General features: G+C 37.5%; 23 protein-coding genes and 2 riboswitches. Of the genes, 4 read left to right on the top strand and 19 right to left on the bottom strand.

Annotated features, from left to right (window positions below):
• Window positions 1-3 precede the first annotated feature (3 nt).
• Window positions 4-109: riboswitch (SAM riboswitch) on the bottom strand.
• Between the two features lie 241 nt (window positions 110-350).
• Window positions 351-914, top strand: a complete 564-nt coding sequence (locus tag Q9B79_RS22575) for a cysteine hydrolase family protein (RefSeq protein ID WP_306187816.1) — start codon at window positions 351-353, stop codon at window positions 912-914.
• A 230-nt stretch (window positions 915-1,144) separates the two neighbouring features.
• On the opposite strand, the gene Q9B79_RS22570 is transcribed toward Q9B79_RS22575, so the two are convergent.
• The 7 genes from Q9B79_RS22570 to pcrB form a co-directional block, all read right to left on the bottom strand.
• Window positions 1,145-1,294 carry a hypothetical protein gene (locus Q9B79_RS22570; RefSeq protein WP_000521648.1) on the bottom strand — a complete coding sequence of 50 codons (150 nt, stop codon included), beginning with the start codon at window positions 1,292-1,294 and terminating at the stop codon, window positions 1,145-1,147.
• Between the two features lie 179 nt (window positions 1,295-1,473).
• Entirely contained in the window at window positions 1,474-3,021 is a 1,548-nt protein-coding gene (pruA, locus tag Q9B79_RS22565) for an L-glutamate gamma-semialdehyde dehydrogenase (RefSeq protein ID WP_000259554.1), read from the bottom strand.
• 153 nt (window positions 3,022-3,174) lie between these two features.
• Window positions 3,175-3,945, bottom strand: coding sequence for a TSUP family transporter (locus tag Q9B79_RS22560; RefSeq protein ID WP_306187812.1), 771 nt, complete (start codon window positions 3,943-3,945; stop codon window positions 3,175-3,177).
• A gap of 94 nt (window positions 3,946-4,039) precedes the next feature.
• Window positions 4,040-5,221, bottom strand: coding sequence for a CamS family sex pheromone protein (locus tag Q9B79_RS22555; RefSeq protein ID WP_306187811.1), 1,182 nt, complete (start codon window positions 5,219-5,221; stop codon window positions 4,040-4,042).
• A 16-nt stretch (window positions 5,222-5,237) separates the two neighbouring features.
• On the bottom strand, window positions 5,238-7,247 hold the full coding sequence (ligA, locus tag Q9B79_RS22550; RefSeq protein WP_306187810.1) for an NAD-dependent DNA ligase LigA: 2,010 nt from the start codon (window positions 7,245-7,247) through the stop codon (window positions 5,238-5,240).
• Between the two features lie 15 nt (window positions 7,248-7,262).
• Entirely contained in the window at window positions 7,263-9,512 is a 2,250-nt protein-coding gene (gene pcrA / locus Q9B79_RS22545) for a DNA helicase PcrA (RefSeq protein WP_306187808.1), read from the bottom strand.
• Window positions 9,513-9,524: 12 nt separating this feature from the next.
• A complete protein-coding gene (pcrB, locus tag Q9B79_RS22540; protein ID WP_306187807.1) occupies window positions 9,525-10,214 on the bottom strand; it encodes a heptaprenylglyceryl phosphate synthase in 690 nt (229 codons plus the stop codon).
• 338 nt (window positions 10,215-10,552) lie between these two features.
• Between pcrB and Q9B79_RS22535 the strand changes: the two genes are divergently transcribed.
• The 3 genes from Q9B79_RS22535 to Q9B79_RS22525 all read left to right on the top strand — a co-directional run bounded on the left by Q9B79_RS22535 (window position 10,553) and on the right by Q9B79_RS22525 (window position 12,177).
• Window positions 10,553-10,930 carry a YgaP family membrane protein gene (locus Q9B79_RS22535; protein WP_166703608.1) on the top strand — a complete coding sequence of 126 codons (378 nt, stop codon included), beginning with the start codon at window positions 10,553-10,555 and terminating at the stop codon, window positions 10,928-10,930.
• Window positions 10,931-11,150: 220 nt separating this feature from the next.
• Entirely contained in the window at window positions 11,151-11,996 is an 846-nt protein-coding gene (locus Q9B79_RS22530; protein WP_306187803.1) for an SPFH domain-containing protein, read from the top strand.
• Between the two features lie 16 nt (window positions 11,997-12,012).
• The gene (locus Q9B79_RS22525; RefSeq protein WP_001085171.1) at window positions 12,013-12,177 is read left to right on the top strand and encodes a type II toxin-antitoxin system antitoxin; all 165 of its coding nucleotides are present in this window, start codon (window positions 12,013-12,015) and stop codon (window positions 12,175-12,177) included.
• A 36-nt stretch (window positions 12,178-12,213) separates the two neighbouring features.
• Here the strand turns inward: Q9B79_RS22525 and purD are convergent, their stop codons facing one another.
• The 12 genes from purD to purE form a co-directional block, all read right to left on the bottom strand.
• Window positions 12,214-13,485 (bottom strand): phosphoribosylamine--glycine ligase, encoded by a 1,272-nt coding sequence (gene purD / locus Q9B79_RS22520; RefSeq protein WP_306187800.1) that lies wholly within the window; start codon window positions 13,483-13,485, stop codon window positions 12,214-12,216.
• A 222-nt stretch (window positions 13,486-13,707) separates the two neighbouring features.
• The gene (purH, locus tag Q9B79_RS22515; RefSeq protein WP_306187798.1) at window positions 13,708-15,243 is read right to left on the bottom strand and encodes a bifunctional phosphoribosylaminoimidazolecarboxamide formyltransferase/IMP cyclohydrolase; all 1,536 of its coding nucleotides are present in this window, start codon (window positions 15,241-15,243) and stop codon (window positions 13,708-13,710) included.
• Between the two features lie 24 nt (window positions 15,244-15,267).
• Window positions 15,268-15,855, bottom strand: a complete 588-nt coding sequence (gene purN / locus Q9B79_RS22510; protein WP_306187796.1) for a phosphoribosylglycinamide formyltransferase — start codon at window positions 15,853-15,855, stop codon at window positions 15,268-15,270.
• On the bottom strand, window positions 15,852-16,892 hold the full coding sequence (gene purM, locus Q9B79_RS22505) for a phosphoribosylformylglycinamidine cyclo-ligase (protein WP_306187794.1): 1,041 nt from the start codon (window positions 16,890-16,892) through the stop codon (window positions 15,852-15,854). The genes purN and purM overlap by 4 nt, the downstream gene beginning before the upstream one ends.
• Before the next feature lie 101 nt (window positions 16,893-16,993).
• The gene (purF, locus tag Q9B79_RS22500) at window positions 16,994-18,409 is read right to left on the bottom strand and encodes an amidophosphoribosyltransferase (protein ID WP_000879023.1); all 1,416 of its coding nucleotides are present in this window, start codon (window positions 18,407-18,409) and stop codon (window positions 16,994-16,996) included.
• Entirely contained in the window at window positions 18,394-20,613 is a 2,220-nt protein-coding gene (gene purL, locus Q9B79_RS22495) for a phosphoribosylformylglycinamidine synthase II (protein WP_306187791.1), read from the bottom strand. Before purL ends, purF begins: the two co-directional genes overlap by 16 nt.
• Entirely contained in the window at window positions 20,597-21,280 is a 684-nt protein-coding gene (purQ, locus tag Q9B79_RS22490; RefSeq protein WP_000666779.1) for a phosphoribosylformylglycinamidine synthase subunit PurQ, read from the bottom strand. The genes purL and purQ overlap by 17 nt, the downstream gene beginning before the upstream one ends.
• Window positions 21,277-21,531, bottom strand: a complete 255-nt coding sequence (gene purS / locus Q9B79_RS22485; RefSeq protein WP_000278826.1) for a phosphoribosylformylglycinamidine synthase subunit PurS — start codon at window positions 21,529-21,531, stop codon at window positions 21,277-21,279. The genes purQ and purS overlap by 4 nt, the downstream gene beginning before the upstream one ends.
• Complete coding sequence (gene purC, locus Q9B79_RS22480) at window positions 21,524-22,243, bottom strand: phosphoribosylaminoimidazolesuccinocarboxamide synthase (protein WP_306187787.1); 720 nt, start codon at window positions 22,241-22,243, stop codon at window positions 21,524-21,526. The genes purS and purC overlap by 8 nt, the downstream gene beginning before the upstream one ends.
• A gap of 88 nt (window positions 22,244-22,331) precedes the next feature.
• Entirely contained in the window at window positions 22,332-23,639 is a 1,308-nt protein-coding gene (purB, locus tag Q9B79_RS22475; RefSeq protein WP_000625683.1) for an adenylosuccinate lyase, read from the bottom strand.
• Complete coding sequence (purK, locus tag Q9B79_RS22470) at window positions 23,636-24,787, bottom strand: 5-(carboxyamino)imidazole ribonucleotide synthase (RefSeq protein WP_306187785.1); 1,152 nt, start codon at window positions 24,785-24,787, stop codon at window positions 23,636-23,638. The genes purB and purK overlap by 4 nt, the downstream gene beginning before the upstream one ends.
• Window positions 24,784-25,269: a 5-(carboxyamino)imidazole ribonucleotide mutase gene (gene purE, locus Q9B79_RS22465; RefSeq protein ID WP_000839367.1), complete on the bottom strand. Its 486-nt coding sequence runs from the start codon at window positions 25,267-25,269 to the stop codon at window positions 24,784-24,786. Before purE ends, purK begins: the two co-directional genes overlap by 4 nt.
• Window positions 25,270-25,380: 111 nt before the next feature.
• Window positions 25,381-25,482: riboswitch (purine riboswitch) on the bottom strand.
• Between the last annotated feature and the right edge of the window lie 389 nt (window positions 25,483-25,871).

Below are 25,871 nucleotides of genomic sequence, written 5' to 3'. Positions count from 1 at the left end.
ATCTTCTCATCTTCCAAGCCTTTATAGGGCTTGCTGGAGTTAGCACGGTATTAAAAAACCCGTTGCTGAGGTATCGTAGGGCCAGTCCCTCCACCTCTCTGGATAAGAATGTATCGATTTAATTGTCGTTTAATTAATTCTCATTATAGAACTCAGAATAATAAGAGTCAATACATTTTTTAGAAAAATATCAATTATTTCTTTATTAAAATTTTCAGATGAAAACTCATGAGAAAATAGTAATTTTTAAAGTTATGTAAAATTCTTCTCTCGCATATTTTTTAAAAGGATAATCTTCTCTACTAATTGAATACCATTATTTGAATATGAAATCGGAGGAAGATAAGTATATGAAAACAGCCCTTTTACTCGTTGATATTCAAAATGATTATTTTCCGCATGGAAAGATGGAATTACGTAATCCCGTAGAAGCAAGTGACTATGCTAGTCAGCTACTACAACTCTTTAGAGCGAAAAACGAACCTATTTTTCATATCCAACATGTAGCAATAAAAGATGACGCTACTTTTTTCCTACCAAATACAGAAGGTGCACATATTCATGAAAGCGTACGCCCACTTAGAGATGAAACCGTTATAATCAAACATTATCCAAATAGTTTTCGGGACACTGATCTTCTAGAACAATTACAGCATTTAAACATTGAGCACGTCGTCATATGCGGGATGATGACTCATATGTGTATCGATGCTACCGTAAGAGCTGCTTTTGATTTCGGCTTTCAATGTACGGTTATACATGATGCTTGTGCTACAAAAGATCTTTCTTTTAAGAATGCTACTATACCAGCCGTTTATATTCATAACACAATTTTGGCTAGTTTAAATGGCATATATGCAAATGTAATGAGCACAGAGGAGTTTGTAGCTACAAAAAAACACTCCCTTCAGTGAGCAAAACCGAAAGGAGTGTTTCTTGTCAAACCATAGATTTTCTTTCAAATTGTATTATACAGGAAATCCTTAAAATGAATACTAAAAAATGTGACTAATAAGTCAATTTTTTCTCGTTGCTTTGTTTCTATTTACATATTTATCCCGATATTAATAGGGTTTAGCTAGTTCTATTCACCTATTGGTAGTATGTGGTGAATTTTTTCATTCAAATTAACTAGTCTCCCCTATCATTTATCTGTTTGTTTTTGCTTCTTTTTCAAATATTCCGCACGCAATTTTTCAATTTGCTGCTTTTTATCAAATTTGACAGGCGTCTGTTTTTCATGAAACTTTGCCACAGCTACCTGGCCTTTATAATCCAATTGATATTTCCCCACTTTGTTCACCTACTTTTCTTGTCTTTAAAGAGAATCTATTCAACCAATATAATATACCTTATTTTACTGAAGTAAACCTTATTAGTTTTTCTACTGATATCTATCTTGATCCACATATAGAAAATTTTTCTCAAAAAAAAGAGATCCTCGCAGACTGCGAAGATCTCTTCTACTATTTCTTATAAAGTTTCAGAAGTAGTTTTTGCTTGCATGTGAAGTGCTAAGTAATCAGGACCACCAGCTTTAGAGTCTGTACCAGACATGTTAAAGCCACCGAATGGTTGGTATCCTACGATTGCACCAGTACATCCACGGTTGAAGTATAAGTTACCTACGTGGAAGTCTTCACGTGCTTTTTCAATATGGTCACGGTTGTTAGAGATAACTGCTCCTGTTAAACCGTATTCTGTATTATTTGCAATTGCAAGTGCATGGTCAAAGTCTTTTGCTTTACAGAATGCTACTACTGGTCCGAAGATTTCTTCTTTCATTAAGCGAGCATCTTCTGCAACGTCAGCAACGATTGTTGGTTGGATGAACCAGCCTTTAGAATCGTCTCCTTCGCCACCTGCTAAGATTCTACCTTCTTCTTTACCAATTGCAACATAGCTCATTACTTTATCGAATGCAGCTTGGTCATTAACAGGACCCATGTTTGTACCTAATACAGCAGGGTTAGCAACTGTTAATTCTTTCGTTAATTCAACAGCACGATTTAATACGTGATCGTATACATCTTCATGGATTACTGCACGAGAACATGCAGAACATTTTTGTCCTGAGAATCCGAATGCTGATGCAACGATCGATTTAGCTGCTAATTCAAGATCAGCTTCTTTATCAACAACGATTGTATCTTTACCACCCATTTCAGCGATAACGCGTTTTAACCAAATTTGTCCTGGGTTTACTTTCGCCGCACGCTCATAAATACGGATACCTACATCACGAGATCCAGTGAAGCTCACGAAACGTGTACGAGGGTGATCTACTAAATAGTCACCAACTTCAGAACCATTACCTGGAACGAAGTTTACTACGCCAGCTGGTAAGCCAGCTTCTTCTAATACTTCCATAAATTTCGCTGCTACTACAGGAGTTGTACTAGCTGGTTTTAGTAATACTGTGTTACCAGAAACTAAAGCAGCTGTTGTCATACCTGCCATAATTGCGAATGGGAAGTTCCAAGGAGAAATGATAACACCTACTCCTAATGGAATGTAAGAGAAACGATTATATTCAATTGGACGGCTTTCTACTGGAATTCCGTCTTTTAATTTCAACATTTGACGACCATAATATTCCATAAAGTCGATTGCTTCTGCTGTATCAGCATCTGCCTCATTCCATGGTTTACCTGCTTCTTTTACAAGAATAGCAGAGAATTCATGTTTTCTGCGACGAACGATTGCTGCAGCACGGAATAAAATGTCTGCACGCATTTCTGGCTTTGATTTTCTCCAAGTTTGGAATGTTTCATCCGCTACTTGCATTGCTTTTTCAGCTAACTCACGGCTTGCTTTTGAAACGCGACCAACAAGTTCCTCTTTATTTGCAGGGTTTACAGAAACAATTTTGTCTTCTGTAGTGATTTTTTCTCCCCCAATAATTAATGGATAGTCTTGTCCAAGATAAGATTCTACTTTCTTTAAACCTTCTTCAAACGCTAATTTGTTAGCCTCCACTGAAAAATCTGTAAATGGCTCATGTTTGTATGCTACTACCATTCTTTTTAGCCTCCCCTTAGAAAAACGTTTACATTTTACAACATTATTCTACACGATAATTTAGATTTATTCAAATATTCCTAGACTTATATTTTAAAAATTAATTAATTTTTAAAATATAATAAAAAAACAGAGTTATACAAATGTATAACTCTACAAGATATGAGTATATTCCAAAACGTTTTTTCCGATCAATAAAATAGTTACTAATAAAAATAAAGTTCTTACATATCCAACACCTTTTTGAACCGCAAACTTCGAGCCAAAATAAGCGCCCAAAATCATCGATAACCCCATAATAATACCGTATTCAAAATGGATTATATCTAAAAATAAAAAAGTAATTAACGATACGATATTACTAACAAAGTTCAAAAGTTTTCCAGATGCTGCCGCTTGAATAAAATCCAAACCAATTAATAAAAATGCAAAAATTAAAAAGGATCCTGTCCCTGGCCCAAAAAATCCATCGTAAAACCCTATCATTAAAATAACAAAGAAAAATATTAATGTTTTTCTTTTCGTCATCTTCTTATAGGTAGATACACTTCCCCAATCTTTTTTCGCAATAATATAAATGGCAATGAATACCAACATCACAAGCACTAACGGTCGTAAAATATCCGGCGGAATAAACTTTACTACTAAAGCACCTGCGACTGCCCCTATAATAGTTAACGGGATTAACTTTCCTACAATTTTAAAATCGACCTTTCCCGATCGAATGAAATAAATCGCACTCGTAAACGTCCCCATCGTTGCAGCTAATTTATTCGTTGCAATTGCCGAAGCTGGTGGTAAACCAACAAACATAAGTGCCGGAAGTGAAATTAATCCTCCGCCGCCAACAACTGAATCAATAAAAGCTGCTAAAAAGCCGAATGCAATTAATAAAATAATGACTTGAAAACTTAATTCGTCCATGCGCTTACCCCTTACCCTATTATTTATAACATTTTAAATTATAACAAAATTCACCAAGAAAAAAAGCCGTTCCACAAAGGAACAGCCCTTCTATTTAATCTAAAATTTTCACAAATGGTTCATCTTGCTTCGCTTCACGTATAATAATCGCTTCTGGGCGTTCTACAGATTTAATCGTTACTTGTACTTTCATATAATTCGGGAAGTATTCCATAACAAGCCCAGCTACATATTGTGTAAAGCCAATTATTTCTGCTTTCCCATTAAACTGGACAGGAATATCAAGCTTTACTTCTCTTAATTCATCGTCTCTATACATACCAGTACCGATAACAGCTGTATAGTCTCCTTGGAAATAATCCCCTAGTTTTGCTTTAAAGTTTGATACTCTCGCCAGATCTTCACGTTTATTATCTGTTTTCGCTTGTTCAGATGGGAACAAATAATATTTCTCATTAATTTGTTTCCAATCCTCAACCGTTTCACTGTCTTTTTCAACATTTGCATAAGAAACAAAGTTACCTGGCACGAGTGAAGCCTTTGGAGCCTGACGATAAATTGCAAATGTTATCGGAAGATTTTTTGTTTCAGGTTTTTTTTGATGCATAACTTTCAAGATTTCTTGCGCCATTTTTTTCCCTTCAGCTAACATTTTTTCTTGCTCAATTTTAGCCTCACGCGGATAACCATGCTCTTCCTCGTAATTATGAACCGAATTCATTGCTAAACCAACTACTATGCCTTTGCGTTCATCGGTTTCGCCTTTTTTCACATAATAATCATGCTCTAAAATATTTGAAATATAGATTGGATTTTTTTTATTTTTTTCCTCTAATGATTCAGACCCTCCACCTAACGCCGGATTCAAGCCAATGTTTGGAAATTTAACTGCGTCCTTTTTTAATTTGTCCTCTAGTTCCTTTTGCTCAGCATCTGTACGCTTTCTTTTAACAAGCATTTGTATAGTTTGAGCATCTAGAACATCTCCACCTTTAAAGAAATGATCTTTCGTACTAAAGGATTCTTTCGCAATACGCATTAATCCTGTTTCAAATTCATCTATATCAAGGCGGTTACTTACTCCTTGTACAACTAATCCACGTGCCGCTCCTGCTTCAAATGGAATAGTCGCTTTATAATATTCATCCGAAATAGCGTACTTCGGAACGATTGCTTGTTCTTTTGCTTTCCCCGATTTCTCATCTTTATCGGTACCTGCACTACACCCACTTACAAGTAGGCCAAGACTTAATACCGCTAATGCTATTTTTCTCATGGTAAGTTTGCACCTCTTACTTATTTAGCTCTTGTAAGAACCTCTCTTCATTCCAAACCTCAACATTATGCTTCTCCGCTTGTGCTAATTTCGAACCTGCCGCTTCACCTGCAACAACTAAATCCGTACTTTTACTAACACTTCCTGTTACTTTTCCACCTAATGCCTCAATCTTCTTCTTCGCTTCACTACGTCCCATAACTTCTAATTTACCTGTTAAAACGACAGTTTTTCCTGCGAAGTACGACTCAACATTTTGTAAATCAGTAACTTTTATACCTTTGTATGCCATATTCACGCCATACTCTTTAAATTGTTGCAATAACTCTAATACGTCTTCATTATCAAAATACGTCACGACGGATTGAGCCATTTTCTCACCAATCTCATTAATTGCTTTTAGTTCTTCTTCCGTTGCTTTCACAAGTGCATCCATCGTTTCAAAATGCTCTGCAAATGTACGTGCTGCTTTTGCTCCAACATGGCGAATACCAAGACCAAATAATAATCGCTCTAATGAGTTTTCTTTAGAATTCTCAATCGCTTGTACTAAATTCGTTGCTGATTTTTCACCGAATCGTTCTAGCTGCAATAATTGCTCTTTCGTCAACGAATATAAATCAGCGAATGTACGAATATAATCAGCATCAAAGAGTTGTGTAATGACACGTTCTCCAAGTCCATCAATATTCATTGCATTTCTTGAAACGAAGTGGATTAACCCTTCTCGAATTTGAGCTGGACAAGTTGGATTTATACAACGAAGAGCTACCTCTTCTTCTAAACGAACTAGTTCACTCTCACATGCTGGGCAATGCGTTGGCATATGATATTCTTCTTCCTCACCAGTACGCTTATCGAAAATAACGTTCACAACTTCAGGGATAATATCTCCGGCCTTCTTTACAACTACGTAGTCACCAATTCGAATGTCTTTTTCACGAATTAAATCTTCGTTATGTAAAGAAGCTCGACGAACGATCGTACCAGCCACTCTCACTGGCTCTAGCTCTGCAGTCGGTGTTACAACCCCCGTGCGACCAACACTTAATTCAATACCTGTTAATTTTGTTACAACTTCTTCAGCCGGGAATTTATAAGCAATTGCCCATCTTGGACTCTTTGCTGTAGTTCCTAGACTTTCTTGAAGAGCAACATCATCTACTTTTATAACGATTCCATCAATCTCATAATCAAGATGCGGGCGTTTTTCTTGCCATTCTTCTACATAAGCTATAACCTCTTCAATTGTTTCACATGTGCGTCGATTTGGATTTGTTTTGAATCCAAGTTTACCTAAGAAATCAAGCGATTCACTATGTGATGGAATTGTTTTTCCCTCTACATTCGCAAGACCGTATACAAACATAGATAAGTTACGCTTCGCTGCAATTTTTGGGTCTAGTTGACGTATTGATCCCGCTGCCGCGTTACGCGGATTCGCAAATACATCTTCACCATTTTGCTCTTTTTCTTCATTTAACTTAACGAATGAACGCTTCGGCATATAGGCTTCGCCTCGTGCTTCTAACGTTACTTCTTCATTTAAACAAAGCGGAATCGCTTTAATCGTTTTTAAATTTTGGGTAATATCTTCACCTGTTACACCATCACCACGTGTTGCTCCTTGAATAAAGCGTCCTTTTTCATAATGAAGTGAAACAGCAAGTCCGTCAATTTTTAATTCACATATATATCTTACATTCGCACCATCAATTCCTTGGCGTACTCGTCGGTCGAAATCACGTAAATCTCCTTCGTTAAATGCATTTCCTAAACTTAACATCGGTGACTTATGTGTTACTTTTTCAAATATATCAAGAACCGTTCCCCCAACACGAATGGAGGGAGAGTCTTCACTCATAAACTCTGGGTTCTCTGCTTCTAATTTTATAAGCTCTTGCATATTACGGTCGTACTCCGCATCAGAAACAGAAGGATTGTCTAATACGTGATATTGATAGTTAAATGTATTTAATAAATCACGTAATTCTTCTATACGTTGTTTTGCTATCTCTTTTGACATATCCTCATTCCTTTCCTATTGTTTCGTCACAGGTGCAAATTTTGCTAACAAACGTTTAACACCAATTGGGCTTGGGAACGCAATATCTAATTCTTTTGCATCACCTTCACCTTTTACACTTACAACTGTACCGACTCCCCATTTTTGGTGGGAAGCTTTATCGCCTACTGCCCAGCCAATTTGTTCGCCGCCTGTCGTCTTAGCTGCAGGACGCGCGAAAGCTGAACGAGAGCGTGTTGTAGTTGTGACTGTCGTTTTACTGCTACTAGCCGTTCTTCCTTTTGCACCAAACGAAGTTTCACGCTTTGGTGCTGTTTCATTTAATGATTCCACTAGTTCTGCCGGGATTTCTGTAATAAATCGAGATGCGGCGTTCATACTTGTTCTACCAAATAAAGTACGCATTTGTGCATTGGATAAATATAACTCTTCTTCTGCGCGAGTAATACCTACATAAGCAAGACGGCGCTCTTCTTGCATTTCATCTTCTTCCATCAGAGAGCGAGTATGTGGGAATATTCCTTCCTCCAAACCAACAATAAAGACAACCGGGAATTCTAATCCTTTCGCTGAGTGCATTGTCATTAAAATAACTTCTTCACCAGCAATTGGATCTTCATCTACACGATCAATATCAGCAACAAGTGCTAAGTCTGTTAAGAATGCAACAAGGCTCTTATCTTCGCTTTGAGATTCAAATGTTTGCGTAACAGATAAAAACTCATCTAAGTTCTCTAGACGACCTTCCGCTTCTAAAGTACGCTCGTTTTTCAACATATCGCGATAGCCTGTTTTTTCAATAACTTCTTCCACTAATTCTGTAACAGATAAATACTCTTGCATATTTACCCAGTTGTGTAATAAACCTGCGAATTCTTTTACTGCCTTTGTAACCTTCGCACTTACTCCAACATGCTCAATCTCATCAAATACAGCCGTTAATGAAATTCCATTTTGCACACCGTAATTAATAATTTTATCGATAGAAGTCGCACCAATTCCGCGCTTTGGCACGTTTATAATACGTGCGAAACTAATCTCATCATCTGGATTTCCAATTAAACGTAAATACGCCAAAATGTCTTTAATCTCTTTACGATCGTAGAACTTCGTACCGCCGACAATTTTGTAAGGAATATTAGATTTCAGGAAAATCTCCTCGACCATACGCGACTGCGCATTCGTACGATATAACACGGCAAAATCAGTATATTTTCGTTTTCCCATTTGAATATCGTCACGAATTTTTTTCGCAACAAAGTACGCTTCGTCTTTTTCCGTTGCAGCACGATAGTACGAGATTTTGCTTCCAACTTCATTATCAGTCCATAACTTCTTCGGTTTACGATTCGTATTTTTTTCAATAACAGCGTTCGCTGCATTTAAAATATTTTGTGATGAACGATAGTTTTGTTCTAACAAAATAACTTGCGCATTCTCATAGTCTTTTTCGAATGACAAAATATTAGAAATGTCTGCACCACGCCAGCGATAAATAGACTGATCAGAATCACCGACAACGCACAAATTTTTAAACCGTGCGGCTAAATGCTTAACAAGAAGGTACTGTGCTTTGTTCGTATCTTGATACTCATCCACGTGAATATACTGGAATTTACGCTGATAAAACTCTAGTACTTCTGGAACACGTTCAAATAACTGAATCGTTGTCATAATTAAATCATCAAAGTCTAATGAGTTATTTTTCAGGAGACGCTTTTGATATTCTGTATATACATCGCTCGTTAATTTTTCATATGGATCAGCGATTGTAATTTTTTTTGCGTATTTATCCGCAGATAACAATTCATTTTTCGCATTACTAATGCCAGCTAAAATAGAGCGAGGCTCAAATTTCTTCGGATCAATATTACGCTCTTTCATAATTTTTTTGACTACAGTTAACTGATCGCCTGAATCTAAAATTGTAAAGTTACGATTAATACCAATACGATCGATATCACGTCGTAAAATACGAACACACATAGAGTGGAACGTAGAAATCCAAATGTCTTCCGCTTCTGGTCCGACAAGTGTATCAATACGCTCGCGCATTTCACGAGCGGCTTTATTTGTGAAGGTAATAGCTAGTACATTCCATGGTGCTACACCTTTTTCACCAAGTAAATACGCAATACGATGTGTTAACACACGTGTTTTACCACTACCTGCGCCTGCCATTAATAGAAGTGGTCCGTTCGTTGCTTGTACTGCTTTTTGTTGCTGCGGATTTAAACCATTTAATAACTTATCTGTCATACTCATATACGCCTGCACCTACTCTCCTTTTACTGCTTTAACCGTTTTTAACGCTGCTTTTATATCATCATAAATAATATTTCCAACAACTACCGTATCAGCGTACTGTGCCATTTCCTTCGCTTGTTCTGCATTGGAAATACCGCCGCCATAATATAACTTAGCTTGTTTCAATTGTGCTTTTACACTCTTAACAAGTTCAACGTCTCCATACGTACCGCTATATTCTAAGTAAAATATCGGTAAACGTAATAGCTTGTCTGCTAAACGCGCGTATGCAATCACATCATCTTCTGTTACATCACATTTCGCATCTGTAAGCTGAGCTACTTTCGCTTCAGGATTTAAAACACAATACCCTTCCATGAAAATTTCGTCCCAATCCATAATATCCCCAAATTCTTTCAAAGCCTCATGATGAACGCCTGTTATCCATTCTACCTTTCGGCTATTTAAAACGCTTGGGATATAATAAAAATCAAATCCTGGTGTAATTGCTTCTACATCAGAAACCTCCAACACACAAGGAACTGCATATCTACGAATACTAACTAGCATGTGTAATACATTATCGATTGTCACTCCATCACTTCCGCCTACAATAACTGCATCTGTTCCAGACTCACAAATCATTTCCAAATGTTCGTCACTTAACTCCTTATTTGGATCTAGCTTAAATACATGTTTCCACCCGGAAATATCGTACATGAAAACACCCTTTCTTTTCTCTATTTATGTATATTTCTGTTCAAAATAACAGCTTATTTTCATTAGGATTTTTTTAACTTCATCTTAAATATTTGTTTACAACGGAGAATTAAGTTTGGAATTCCCTCTTCCACATTTTTTCAAACGAGAGGGTTTAATTTTGAACTTCCTTTTATGCATTCTTTCATTATAACAAAAAAAGCTACTTACACACACGCACATTCCAACATCTTTTTCACCGTCAAATGTTGGATTACATATCCCAAAAATCACGCGGGATACTAATAAGAGAAATAGTATTATCTATTTCAACTTTCATAAAAAGGAGTGTTTTTCTAATGAAGCAAAACATCGGTACAATAAATGCCCTAATTCGAATTACACTCGGACTTATTCTCTTCGGCTGTAGTAGCGCTAAACTTGTACGTAAGCCGTGGTGCACTTGGTCTAACGTCTTGCTATGGATTGGTGCAATGAAAATTGCAGAGGGAATTGTTCGTTTCTGCCCTGTTGTTGAAATGTGGAAATTCGGAAAATACATGAATATGGGGGCATTTAAAATGCCTAGCATGAATTTCGCTGAAAAGGGACATACTAAAGAAGAAGTGAACCAAACTTCCAATCATGACAAACCACGGTCAAATGGAAGTTATGACGCTTCTGACAAAGAGATTGAGTCAGCGATTGAAGATATAATCCTGGCAAAACCGCTTTGAATCATTTGTCACGATGTAAGATGCTCTCAAAGGGACTTAGCTGCTGCAGTGGGCGGTTAAGTCTTCTTTATTTTACCACAAAACAGAACGTATATTCTTATTTTGAACCTTGAAATATACATAAAATATACCTAATCAATAAAATTCAGAAAATTAGGTGCAACCCCCTTGATTAAAATGATATAAAAATGATATCATTTTAATATCAGGAGGCGATCATATGAAAGAAAAACAAGTATTTTATGTTAATGGTTTTCTTGGAATTATTGGAATTTTGATTTTAGCCGCTATCGGTGTATTTTTCCTCGTGCAAGAAATTTTCATAGGAGCAGCATTAACTATTATTTTAGCTGCAGTTCTTGCTACAGGTATTGGTATTGTTCAACCAAACCAAGCAAAAGTCATTACGTTTTTCGGTAATTATTTAGGAACAATTCGTCAAAACGGTTTATTTTTAACGATTCCGTTCGCATTCCGTCAAACTGTATCGTTACGTGTTGAAAACTTTAATAGTAAGAAATTAAAAGTAAATGATGTTGACGGAAATCCAATTGAAATTGCAGCTGTTATCGTCTATAAAGTTGTTGATTCTGCAAAAGCGATGTTCGGCGTTGAACATTATGATCGATTTGTAGAAATTCAAAGTGAAACGGCAATCCGCCACGTTGCAACGAAATATCCTTATGACAATTTCCAAGATGAAACCTGCATTACATTACGTGGAAATACTGAAGAAGTCTCTGAAGAATTAAAACGTGAGTTAGAAGCACGCCTTGAAATTGCTGGCGTAGAAGTATTAGAAACTCGTTTAACACATTTAGCTTATGCAACAGAAATTGCCCATGCAATGCTACAACGTCAACAAGCAAAAGCAGTATTAGCTGCTAGAAAAGAGATTGTTGAAGGTGCTGTAAAGATGGCAAAAGATTCAATCCATATGCTAGATGAAGAAGGCGTACTGGAATTAGATGACGAGCGTAAAGCAAATATGGTAAACAACTTATTAGTTGCCATCGTTTCAGATAAAGGTGCGCAACCGGTTATTAATACAGGAAGCCTATACTAAAAGGTTGTAAATCATTATGGCTAAAAAGAAAAGCTTTCCATTACGTATTGATCCTGAATTACACGCAGTCATCGAAAAATGGGCGAATGATGAGTTTCGTAGCGTCAATGCACACATCGAATATTTGCTTCGAGAGATGGCAAAGCAAAAAGGGAAATTGAAAAAAGATAAAGATGCATAAAAAATCCCGCTGAGAAATCAGCGGGATTTTTACATATTAGCTTCTCGTCATCTCATGCCCAATTGCACGATATCCTATATCACTTCGGTAAAACAGACCATCACTCTCAATTTTACCGATTTCTTTATACACCTTATCTTTCGCTTCTTGTAAACTATTTGCTTTACAAGCAACAAATAGTACACGACCACCATTTGTTACAAAGTCACCATGCTTCATCGCTGTACCTGCATGGAAAACAATCACATCTTGTAATGCATCTAGCCCGCTAATAATATCACCCTTTTTATAAGCTTCTGGATATCCTTTAGAAGCAAGCACAACACCGATTACCGCTTCTTCTGACCATTTTAATGCTAACTCACTTTCATCTAATACAGCGGTACATACATCCACTAAATCATTTTCTAAGCGTGGTAATACTACTTCCGTTTCAGGGTCGCCAAAGCGTGCATTAAATTCAATTACCTTTGGGCCATCATTTGTTAAAATAAGTCCCGCATATAAAATCCCTGTAAACGATCGATTTTCTGCAATCATCGCTTTAGCAGTTGGATGTAATACTGTTTTTATCGCTTCTTGAACTGCTGATTCCGGAATTTGTGGTACTGGAGAATATGCACCCATCCCGCCTGTATTTGGGCCTTTATCACCATCAAAAGCTCGTTTATGATCTTGAGCAATTACCATCGGATGCACAGTTGCTCCATTCACAAATGCCATTAATGAAAATTCTTGTCCATCTAAAAATTCTTCAATAACAACCTTCTTACTCGCTTCACCGAACTTTACATCTTGTAACATTTCTTTTACAGCTTGTAACGCCTCTTCAAGCGTCATCGCTACTGTTACACCTTTACCAGCAGCTAGACCGTCAGCTTTAATAACGATTGGTGCACCAACTTTTTCAATATACTGTACTGCCTCTTCATAGTCTGTAAAAGTTTCATATGCCGCAGTTGGAATATCATATTTTTTCATCAATTCTTTCGTAAAAGCTTTACTACCTTCAATAACAGCAGCCGCTTTATTTGGGCCAAATACACGAATCCCCTCTTCATTAAAGCGATCAACAATTCCATTCATAAGCGGAATTTCTGGTCCAACAAAAGTTAATTCAACCTTATTCTCTTTAGCAAATAAAACTAATGCATCAAAATCATTTTCATCAATATCAACTGGTGTTGCAACATCGCGCATACCTTCATTACCCGGTGCTACATATACCTTTTCTACCTTTTCAGATTGTGCAAACTTCCAAGCTAAAGCATGCTCACGTCCACCGCGACCGATTACTAAAACATTCATATTTCATCCCCCGATACTTAAATAAGTACAAACTAGAAGCTATGCTCCTAGTTTGGTTTCATATAAATAAAAGTTTAAAAAGGAGGATCAAGAGAACCGAGCAGGTCGAGGCGCATTTGACAGGAGGACACGGAGTGTAGTTTTCCTACATGAGTACCGCACTGGCAATGCAACGACGACATGCGACTGTTATCTTGACCGGACTTTTTTAAACATCCTCTATTAATGTTTGAAATGACGTACGCCAGTGAACACCATAGCAATCCCATACTTATCCGCCACTTTAATAGAATCTTCGTCACGGATTGATCCGCCTGGCTGAATGATTGCTGTAATTCCTGCTTTTGCTGCTTCTTCTACTGTATCTGGCATTGGGAAGAAAGCATCTGATGCAAGTGCGCTACCTTGTGCTTTTTCGCCAGCTTGTGTGATGGCAATTTTTGCAGAGCCTACACGGTTCATCTGTCCTGCCCCTACACCAACTGTCATGTTATCATTCGCTAAAACAATTGCGTTTGATTTCACATGTTTTACAACTTTCCAAGCTAGTTTTAAATCTTTCCACTCTTGTTCTGATGGTTCGCGTTTCGTTGGAATTGAAATTGTACTTTCATCTAATGATAACGTATCTTCCTCTTGAACAAGAAGACCACCTTGTACAGAAGTTAGTTTTTTACTTGCACTTGTCGCTTTTTCAATATTTACAGTTAGTAAGCGTAAGTTTTTCTTATTTTGCAACACTTCTAAAGCTTCTTGTGAGAAAGAAGGCGCAATAATAATTTCTAAGAAAATTTCGTGTAACTTTTCAGCTGTAGCCTTGTCGATTTCACGATTCGCTGCAATAATGCCTCCAAAAATTGATACTGGGTCTGCTTCATAAGCGCGCGTGTACGCTTCATGAATATCAGTTCCTACTCCAACACCACATGGATTCATATGTTTTACTGCTACTACTGCTGGCTCTGTAAATTCTTTCACGATACTAAGCGCTGCATCTGCATCGTTAATATTGTTATAAGATAATTCTTTACCGTGTAATTGTTCTGCGTACGCAACAGAAGAAGTTACAGCGAATGGTGCTTTATAGAATGTTGCTTTTTGATGCGGATTTTCTCCATAGCGTAAATCTTGTTTTTTCTCAAATGTCACTGTTAATGTTTCTGGGCTTTCTTCGCCCATTTGCTTTGTTAAGTAGTTAGAGATTAACGCATCATATGCCGCTGTATGACGGAATACTTTCGCTGCTAATTTACGTTTCGTTTCTTCTTTTACTTCACCGTTCTCTCTCAATTCTGCTAATACAACATCATAATCTACTGGATCTACAATTACCGATACAAATTTATGATTTTTCGCAGCAGAGCGAATCATTGTTGGGCCACCGATATCAATGTTTTCAATTGCATCAGCAAATGTTACATCAGGCTTAGCGATTGTTTCTTTGAATGGGTATAAGTTAACAACAACAAAATCAATTGGCTTTATACCTAACTCATTCATTTGCGCTACATGCGTTTCATTATCGCGAACTGCTAATAGACCACCATGAATATTTGGATGTAATGTTTTCACACGACCATCCATAATTTCTGGGAACCCAGTTACTTCAGAAATACCAATTACTTGTAAGCCGTTTTCTTCTAGTAATTTTTTCGTACCACCTGTTGATATAACTTCGATCCCTTGTTCTAGTAAACCTTTAACAAATTCTACTACTCCTGTTTTATCTGAAACACTTACTAATGCACGCTTTTTCATTTATCCTTCACCCCTGATTGTATGTTAGTTAACAGTTGGTTCTTTCACAGATTGAACAATTTGATTCACTGTATTTACGTATAATTTATGTTCAACTTGTTGAATTTTCTTTTGTAAGCTTTCTCTCGTATCCCCATCAGAAACAACTACTGCTTCTTGTGCAATAATTGGCCCTGTATCCATACCTGCATCTACATAATGAATCGTTACTCCAGTTACTTTCACACCTGCTTCTAACGCTTGGCCAACAGCATCTTTCCCTGGAAAACTCGGTAATAGTGATGGATGAATATTAATAATCCTGCCGCCGTAAGCTTCTAGTAAAGTCGGTCCAATTAAGCGCATATATCCAGCTAAAATAACATAATCAATTTCATACTCTTCTAGCTTCTTTAATATTTCTTTTTCAAATGCTTCTTTTGACTCATATGCTTTCGCTGAAAAAGCGAAACATGGAATATGATGATAATGTGCCCGTCCAACGGCACGTGCTTCTGGTTTATCACATACTAATAAACTAATCTCTGCGCCTAATCTTTTTTCTTCTACCGCATTGATGAGAGATTGAAAGTTAGAGCCACTTCCAGAAGCAAAAACTGCTAATCTACTCATAGTGCTGTTCCTCCATTGAAGGTAACGCCAGCCCCTTGTACAGTACGTCCAATAATACAAGCTGTTTCTCCTTGTTCTTCAAGAAGACGAATGATATCTTTTGCTTCTTCTTCCTTCACCGCTACTACCATACCAATACCCATGTTAAAAATATTGAACATTTCTTTCTCTTCTAGTTTTCCAACCTCCTGAAGTAAACTGAAAATCGGTTGAATTTTCCAAGATCCTAATTCAATTTCTGCACCGATTCCTTCTGGTAACATACGTGGAATATTTTCAATGAATCCGCCACCTGTAATATGCGCCATACCGTATACTTCATATTTCTTCAATAGTTCTAAAATAGGTTTGACATAAATTTTCGTTGGTTTTAATAACTCTTCACCAAGAGGTAGTTCTAAGCGTCCGTAAATGCGATCTAAAGATAATTCTCCATCTTCTAGTAATACTTTTCGTACTAGAGAATAACCGTTACTATGAATACCACTAGATGCCAAGCCAATTAATACGTGACCAGCTTCAATTTTTTCACCTGTTACAATTTTCTTTTTATCAACAATCCCAACTGTAAAACCAGCTAAATCATACTCTTCTGTAGAATACATTCCTGGCATTTCAGCTGTTTCTCCACCAATTAATGCACAACCAGCTTGGCGACAGCCCTCTGATATACCTTTGACGATGTTTTCAATTTTACTAGGTTCAGCTTTACCACAAGCAATATAATCAAGGAAGAAAAGCGGCTCTGCTCCTTGGACAACAATATCATTTACACACATCGCTACTGCATCAATACCAATTGTGTCATGTTTATCTGCCATAAAAGCGAGCATCAATTTCGTTCCCACGCCATCTGTTCCAGATACTAATACAGGTTCTTTTAATGCAAATTTTGATAGATCAAACATACCTCCAAAACCGCCTAAACCGCCTAGTACTTCTTTTCTCATTGTTGTTTGTACGTGTTTTTTCATGCGAGATACCGCTTCATATCCAGCTTCAATATCTACTCCTGCTTGCTTATATGCATTCGCCATCGTTATCTACACCTCGTCTTTTAATTTCTCCCTATCCTGTGCGGGCCGTTTTAAGAAAGAAGCTAGCTTCTACATCAAAAGAAGTAGAAGCTTTTTTCTTCTTATTTCATACTTTCTAAAAGCTCTTGCTCATAATCATAAAGAGCTGTTGGATAATCTCCATTGAAGTACGCCATACATAGGCCGCCGTATTTCCCTTCATATGGACGTCCAATTGCATCTACTAATCCATCTTCACTTAAAAATGTTAATGAGTCTGCACCAATTATTTCACGAATTTCTTCTACTGTATGATTTGCTGCAATTAATTCTTTTCTCGTTTGAATATCAATACCGTAGAAACATGGATATTTCAGAGGTGGCGAAGCTATTCTTACGTGAACTTCTGTCGCTCCAGCCTCACGAAGCATACGAACAATTCGTTTACTCGTTGTTCCTCGTACGATAGAATCGTCAATCATAACAACTCGTTTTCCTTCAACTACACCTCTTACTGCTGAAAGCTTCATCTTAACCCCTTGCTCTCGCAGTTCTTGCGAAGGTTGAATAAACGTACGTCCGACATAACGATTTTTAATTAATCCTAACTCATATGGAATGCCTGTCGCTTCCGCATAACCAATTGCTGCTGAAATACTAGAGTCTGGTACACCAGTAACAACATCAGCTTCAATAGGAGCCTCTGCCGCCAAACGTTTTCCCATGTTTTTACGTGCTGCATGGACGTTAACACCAGCAATATTTGAATCTGGGCGTGCGAAGTAAATGTATTCCATGCTGCAAATTGCATGTTCTACATCATTTGTGAAACGATCTACGTGAATTCCTTCATCATTAATGATAAGTAACTCACCCGGTTCTACATCACGAATGTATGTTGCACCTACTACATCAAAAGCACATGTTTCTGATGCTACAACGTAAGCATCACCCATCTTTCCAATTGAAAGAGGACGGAACCCATTTGGATCTAACGCAACGATCATTTCATTTCCAGTTAGTAAAAGATACGCAAATGCACCCTTCACTTTATTTAAAGCCTCTTTTACACTTTCAATTAATGAATCTTTCGTACTACGTTTAATAAGATGTAAAAGTACTTCTGTATCTGAACTTGTTTGAAAAATACTTCCCTCTGCCTCTAATTCGCGGCGAAGCATTTTTGCATTAATTAAATTCCCGTTATGAGCTAATGCCATACTATGATCAGAAAAACGGAATAATAATGGTTGAACGTTAGCTACTTCACTTCCACCAGCCGTCGCGTATCGTACGTGTCCAATTGCTGATTTTCCGTTCAATCCTTCTAGTTCACCTCTTGAAAACACTTCCGATATTAAACCTAACCCCTTGTGACCGACGATTTTTTCCCCATTATTTACGACGATGCCTGCGCCTTCTTGCCCACGGTGCTGTAAACTATGCAATCCGTAGTATGAAACTTGTGCTGCATTTTCATGCCCCCAAATTCCGAAAACGCCACATTCTTCATTTAACCCCTTTATTTCAGCAAGCATGGGATTGCCCCTTTCCAAGCCTTTCTCATTTCATCTACATTTGCTGTAAGTAATACTTCATTTTCTTCATTATGAATTGTTACTTCATTTGTATTTGTCACTTCTCCAACTTGAATTGCTTCTACCGCTTTCTCGAACGCTTCTTTATTTTCACGTTTTACTGTTATCACGAAGCGAGATTGTGATTCAGCGAATAATGCTGCTGTTTCTTCTCCGCCTAATTTCACAGTAGCACCTAAGCCGTTAGCACCAATTGCACTTTCTGAAATTGCAACTGCTAAACCACCTTCAGCAACATCATGAGCAGATTGAACAAGGCCAGCTTGAATTGCTGCTAATACTTGTTTTTGACGTTTTAATTCTACGTCTAGATCGATACTTGGTGATTGGCCGAAAATTTTCCCGTGAATCATTTTCTGTAATTCACTTCCACCAAACTCAGCTTTCGTCTCTCCAATAACATAAACTAAATCGCCAGCTTGCTTAAACTCTTGTGTTGTTACATGTTTTAAGTCATGTACTAGTCCAACCATCCCAACTGTCGGTGTTGGATATACCGCTTCACCACTACGTTCGTTATACATTGATACGTTTCCGCCGATAACTGGTGTTTGTAATGTACGACAAGCTTCACTCATACCATCTACTGATTTCTCAATTTGCCAGAAGATTTCTGGTTTTTCTGGATTACCGAAGTTTAAGCAATCTGTAATTGCAAGTGGCTCTCCTCCAGAACATACGATATTACGTGCTGCCTCTGCTACTGCAATTTTACCGCCCACTTCTGGATCTAAATAAATGTAGCGAGAGTTACAGTCTGTCGTCATTGCTAATCCTTTTTCTGTACCGCGTACACGTACAACCGCTGCATCTGAACCCGGTGTAACAACTGTGCTTGTACGAACTTGATAATCATATTGATCATAAACCCACTCTTTACTTGCAATTGTCGGTTGTTGTAATAAAGCGAATAACGTTTCTTTATAATTTTCTACTTTTGGTGTTTCCATTTTCATCTGCTGGAATTCAGCAAAGTATGCTGCTTCTTTTGATGGTTTATGATAAATTGGCGCTTCTTCTGCAAGGGCATCTGCTGGCACTTCAGCTACCATTTCACCTTTATGGAATAAACGAAGCATTTTGTCTTCCGTTACTTTCCCCATCGTAACGGCTGCAAGACCATACTTCTCAAATAAATCTACTATTTCTTGCTCTCTACCTTTTTTCACAACAATTAACATACGCTCTTGTGATTCAGATAGCATCATTTCATATGGTGTCATTCCTGTTTCACGCTGTGGTACATCATCTAAGTACATTTCAATACCCATTCCTGCTTTACTTGCCATTTCTGCAGAAGATGATGTTAAACCAGCTGCACCCATATCTTGAATTCCAACAAGTGCATCTGATTGAATAAGTTCTAAGCAAGCTTCAATAAGAAGTTTCTCCATAAATGGGTCTCCTACTTGAACTGCTGGACGCTTCGCTTCTGAGCTTTCAGATAACTCTTCAGATGCGAATGTTGCACCGTGAATACCGTCACGACCAGTTGATGCTCCTACGTACATTACTGTATTTCCAGCACCGTGCGCTTGCCCTTTTTTAATATCTTCGTGGTTAATTAAACCTACACACATTGCATTTACAAGTGGATTTCCTTCATAACATGGATCAAACTGTACTTCGCCGCCAACAGTCGGAATACCGATACAGTTACCGTATCCTGCAATCCCTGCTACTACTTCTTCGAATAAATATTTCACACGTGGTGATTGTAATTCCCCAAATCGAAGTGAGTTTAATAGAGCTACTGGGCGTGCCCCCATAGAGAATACGTCACGGATAATACCACCAACGCCTGTTGCTGCTCCTTGATATGGTTCAATAGCAGAAGGATGGTTATGACTTTCCATTTTAAATACAACCGCTTGATTATCACCAATATCTACAATTCCAGCACCCTCCCCAGGTCCTTGCAAGACGCGCTCACCTGTTGTTGGGAATTTTCTAAGCACTGGTTTTGAATTTTTATAACTACAATGTTCAGACCACATTACAGAGAATAAACCTGTTTCTGTATAATTTGGCAGACGGCCTAAAATCTTTTCAACCATGGCAAACTCTTCGTCTGTTAGCCCCATTTCCGCATATATGCGATCTTCTTTAATTTGTGTTGGATTTGGTTCAAGCATTAACGACATATGTTTCCCTCCACTGTTTTAAGATAGATTGAAAGACTTTTAACCCTTCAGCACCGCCAAGTAATTCATCTACAGCACGCTCTGGGTGTGGCATCATACCAAGTACATTTCCTTTTTCGTTCACAATACCTGCAATATCTGAAACACTACCATTCGGGTTTTCCACGTAACGGAATGCGATTTGATTATTCTCTTCTAATTGTTTAAGAGTCTCTTCATCACAATAGTAATTCCCCTCACCATGTGCAATTGGAATATTGATTACTTCATCTTTTTCATATTGTGATGTAAACATCGTTTCATTATTTTCAACACGTAACTGAACAGTGCGACACATAAATTTTAAGTTTTCGTTTCTCATTAACGCTCCTGGTAGTAATCCTGATTCAACAAGAATCTGGAATCCATTACATACACCTAAAATTGGCTTTCCTTGCTCAGCAGCTTTTTGCACTGCTTTCATTGCATTTGCAAAGCGAGAGATAGCACCGCAGCGTAAGTAGTCACCGTAAGAGAATCCACCTGGTAGTAGAATTGCATCATACTCATCTAAATTCTCTGTATCGTGCCAAACGTAATCTACTTCTTCGCCAAGCTCATCTTTAATTGCATGGAACATGTCAACATCACAGTTCGAACCTGGAAATACTATTACGGCAAATTTCACTGTGCGACAACCTCCTCAACTTCATAACGGAAGTCTTCCATTACAACGTTTGCTAATAGTTTTTCACACATTTCCTTTACCTTGCTATCTAAGTCAGTTACCGATTTATCAATTGTTAGTTCCATATACTTTCCAATTCGAACATCTTGTACTTCTGTGAATGAAAGGCTATGAAGTGCTCCTTTTACTGCTGTTCCTTGTGGATCTAATACGCTTTCTCTTAATGTTACATATACCTTAACTTTATACATGTGAAATTCCCCCTAAACGTTTTAAAATTTCTTCATAAGCATCTGTTAAATTTCCAAGGTCGCGACGGAATACGTCTTTATCGAACTTTTCGTTGCTCGTTTCATCCCATAAACGGCAAGTATCTGGTGAAATTTCATCCGCTAAAATAATTTCTCCTGCTTCCGTTACACCAAACTCTAATTTGAAATCTACTAATCTTACACGACAGCTTGCGAAATGATCAATCAACACTTGATTGATTTGTAGAGCCATCTCTCGTAATACGCTTACTTGCTCTGGCGACGCAACGTTTAATACACGAATATGATCTTCCGTTACAAGCGGATCTCCTAAATCATCATCTTTGAAGTAAAATTCTACGATTGGTTCTGCAAGTACAGTTCCCTCTTCCATTCCTAATCGTTTTGAAAGACTTCCTGCAATTACATTTCTTGTGACAACTTCTAAAGGAATAATACTCACTTTTTTAACAAGTTGCTCTGTCTCAGATAACTTCTCAACAAAATGTGTTTCAATTCCCACTTCTTGTAACTTTCTGAACAATAAAGTTGTAATCTCATTGTTCAAACGACCTTTTCCTGTAATCGTCTCTTTTTTCTCCCCATTGAAAGCAGTCGCACTATCTTTGTACTCTACCCAAACCATATCTGCTGATTCTGTACGATAAATTCTTTTTGCCTTACCTTCATACAGCAATTCTAGCTTTTGCATTTCGCAAGCCCCCTGTAGTTTGAAAAATGTGAATAATGTTTTTATAAAGAATGGCACAGAATGACTCTATTCTGTGCCATATGAAATTTTACGCTTCGTTTAATCCTAGGCGTTCAAAGATTGTATCAACGTGTTGCATATGATGCTCATAGTTGAAGCATTCATTAATTTCTTCTTGTGTTAACTTGCTCGTAATACGCTCATCAGCTTCTACAAGCTCTTTAAATTGTACTTGTGTTTCCCAAGCTTCCATCGCTTTAGGCTGTACGATATCGTAAGCTTCTTCACGTACCATACCTTTATCGATTAATGTAAGCATTACGCGCTGAGAATAAATTAAGCCGTATGTTCTTGTCATATTACGTTTCATATTCTCTGGGTATACAGTTAAGTTTTTAACAATATTACCAAAGCGGTTTAGCATGTAATTTAACGCGATTGTAGCATCTGGTAAAATTACGCGTTCTGCTGAAGAGTGAGAAATATCACGCTCATGCCATAATGGAACATTCTCATAAGCTGTCATCATATAACCGCGGATAACACGAGCTAAACCAGTCATATTTTCAGATCCAATTGGATTACGCTTATGCGGCATTGCAGAAGAACCTTTTTGACCTTTTGCGAAAGCCTCTTCAACTTCACGTGTTTCACTCTTTTGTAAACCACGAATCTCAACTGCCATCTTTTCGATAGATGTTGCGATTAATGCAAGTGTTGACATGTAATGAGCATGACGATCACGTTGCAATGTTTGTGTTGAAATTGGTGCTGCTTCTAATCCTAAGTTCTCACAAACATACTTTTCTACGAATGGATCGATATTTGCATATGTACCAACCGCACCAGATAATTTACCAACGCGAACTGTATTAGCAGCTTGCTTGAAACGCTCTACATTACGCTTCATCTCTTCATACCAAAGACCCAGTTTTAAACCAAATGTTGTTGGTTCTGCATGAACACCATGTGTTCTTCCCATCATGATTGTGTATTTATGCTCTTTCGCTTTGTTAGCTAAAATGCTTACAAAGTTTTCTAAGTCTTTTAATATGATTTCATTCGCTTGTTTTAAAATGTAAGATAACGCTGTATCTACTACGTCTGTAGATGTTAAACCGTAATGAACCCATTTACGTTCCTCGCCTAATGCTGGTGTTTCTGATACAGCACGAGTGAATGCAACTACGTCATGACGTGTCTCTTTTTCAATTTCATAAATACGATCAATATCAAATGATGCATGCTCACGAATTTTCTTAACATCTTCTTTTGGAATATCGCCAAGCTCAGCCCATGCTTCACAAGCTAAAATCTCAACTTCTAACCACGCTTTAAATTTGTTCTCTTCCGTCCAAATTGCACCCATTTCTGGGCGTGTATAACGACTAATCATCTTTTTCCCTCCAACAGTTGTTCTTGATGGTCCCAAATATGCAAACTCTTCGCTTTTTCTAGAGCGACTTCAATATTATCATTTAAAATATTAACATGCCCCATTTTTCGCTGCGCTTTTGCTTCTTCTTTTCCATACAAGTGTAAATAGCACCCGGTTAATCTATTCACTTGTCTTAGGACCCCTTCTATATGTTCGCCTAAAATGTTTACCATGACAACTGGTTTTAACAAATTTGTTTCTCCAAGAGGTAAATTACAGATTGCTCGAATATGTTGACCGAATTGACTCGTTTCACATGCATCCTGTGTATAGTGTCCTGAATTGTGAGGTCTTGGTGCTAGTTCATTAATGTAAATCTCACCATCAGCTGTAGCAAACATCTCTACCGCTAGTGTTCCCACAAGTTCTAGTTCATCCGCGAGCACTTTTGCATAAGCAATTGCTTTTTGAGAAAGTTCTTCTGTAATGCGAGCTGGAACGATAGATTCATGCAAAATGTTATTTACATGAATATTTTCCGCTACCGGGAATACTTTCGTTTCACCACTTACACTACGAATGACAATAACTGATACTTCTTTTTCAAAAGGCACCCATTTCTCTAAAATACACTCTGCTGCATTCGCAAGCTCTCGCGCTTTATCAAAGTCAGCCTCACTTCTTAAAACAACTTGACCTTTCCCATCATATCCGCCTGTCGTCGTTTTTAATACGGAAGGATATGATAACTCAGTGATTGCTTCAGTAAGCTGATCTTGATTTTGAACGAATCTATACGTTGCTACTGGTAACCCCGCTTTCTCAATCGCATTCTTTTCTGTAAAACGATTTTGCGTTTTACTTAACAACTGACTGCCTTGCGGTAAGTAAGCATGTTTTTCAAGCCATTGTAAACATCTATAATCAATATTCTCAAATTCATATGTGACAACATCACTAATCTCATCTAAATACTGAATTGCTTTTAAATCGTCATATGATGCAACAATTTCAATATCAGCAACTTGTGCACATGGTGAATTTTTTGTAGGATCTAAAACAGCAATTTTATATCCCATCTCCTTAGCTGCCAATGCCATCATTCTTCCTAGCTGGCCGCCTCCAATAATGCCGATTGTTTTTCCAGGTAAGATGATTCTCGTCATACTAGCTCACTACCTTCACGCACATCTTTTTCAATTGCTTCTCTTCTCAATTCTAATGCATCATGTATATCATCATGGAATGATCCAAGTATTTGTGCAGCAAGTAAACCAGCATTTGTTGAACCAGCCTTACCAATTGCAACAGTTGCAACTGGAACCCCTCCTGGCATTTGGACGATGGATAATAATGAATCTAAGCCGTTTAACGCTTTTGATTGAACTGGAACTCCGATTACAGGAAGATTCGTCTTCGCTGCAACCATTCCTGGTAAATGCGCTGCTCCACCAGCTCCAGCAATAATAACTTTCAATCCACGTTCACGAGCCGTCTCTGCATATTCAAACATATAATCCGGAGTCCGATGAGCGGATACAACTTTTTTCTCATACGGTATATTTAATTCATCTAAAATGTCACAAGCATATTTCATTGTTTCCCAGTCTGACGTGCTTCCCATTATGACTCCAACTAGTGATTTCATATTAGAATCCCCCCGATTCAAATAAAAAAAGCCTGAAATAGAACAGTTTCTCTTTTTACTATGAGAGAAAGTGCTCTACTCAGGCATACGTATCCCTTGTGAATAGAAAAATACCGAGTGACTTTCCCTCATAGTCTAACGAATAACGGTCGTTAGGTAGAGACTTGCAGGCCATATCCCCGCGATTATATGAGGTCTTATATATTATTCTTTCTATGGCTATATTAACAATATTTCATAAACAATGTCAACAAATAATCGAATGTTTTTTTATTACTCATCAATAACGTTCGTGTTTTAGTTATATTCAAAAGAATAATTGTAACTATATGCAAGAAGGATAGGAAATTAGAATATATATTTCTAGAGATCTATCATACACATGGCAGTTTATATACTAATTCGGTACGCTTTAATATAAGTATATCATTTTCATTCCTTTTATTTATACTAAGGATAATAATGAAAGAATATCAACACTCTTTTCATATTTATTCCTTTAAATAGCCTCATTTTCATTCTTTTTCTTCTTTCAGGTTATTAAATATATGAATTATGATATTTGGCACATAAAAATAAACACAAAAAAACCTAAGTCGAAA

It is taken from the genome of Bacillus sp. MHSD_36 (assembly GCF_030757775.1).
GTDB lineage: Bacteria > Bacillota > Bacilli > Bacillales > Bacillaceae_G > Bacillus_A.
This window is presented reverse-complemented; position numbering and strand designations above follow the sequence as displayed.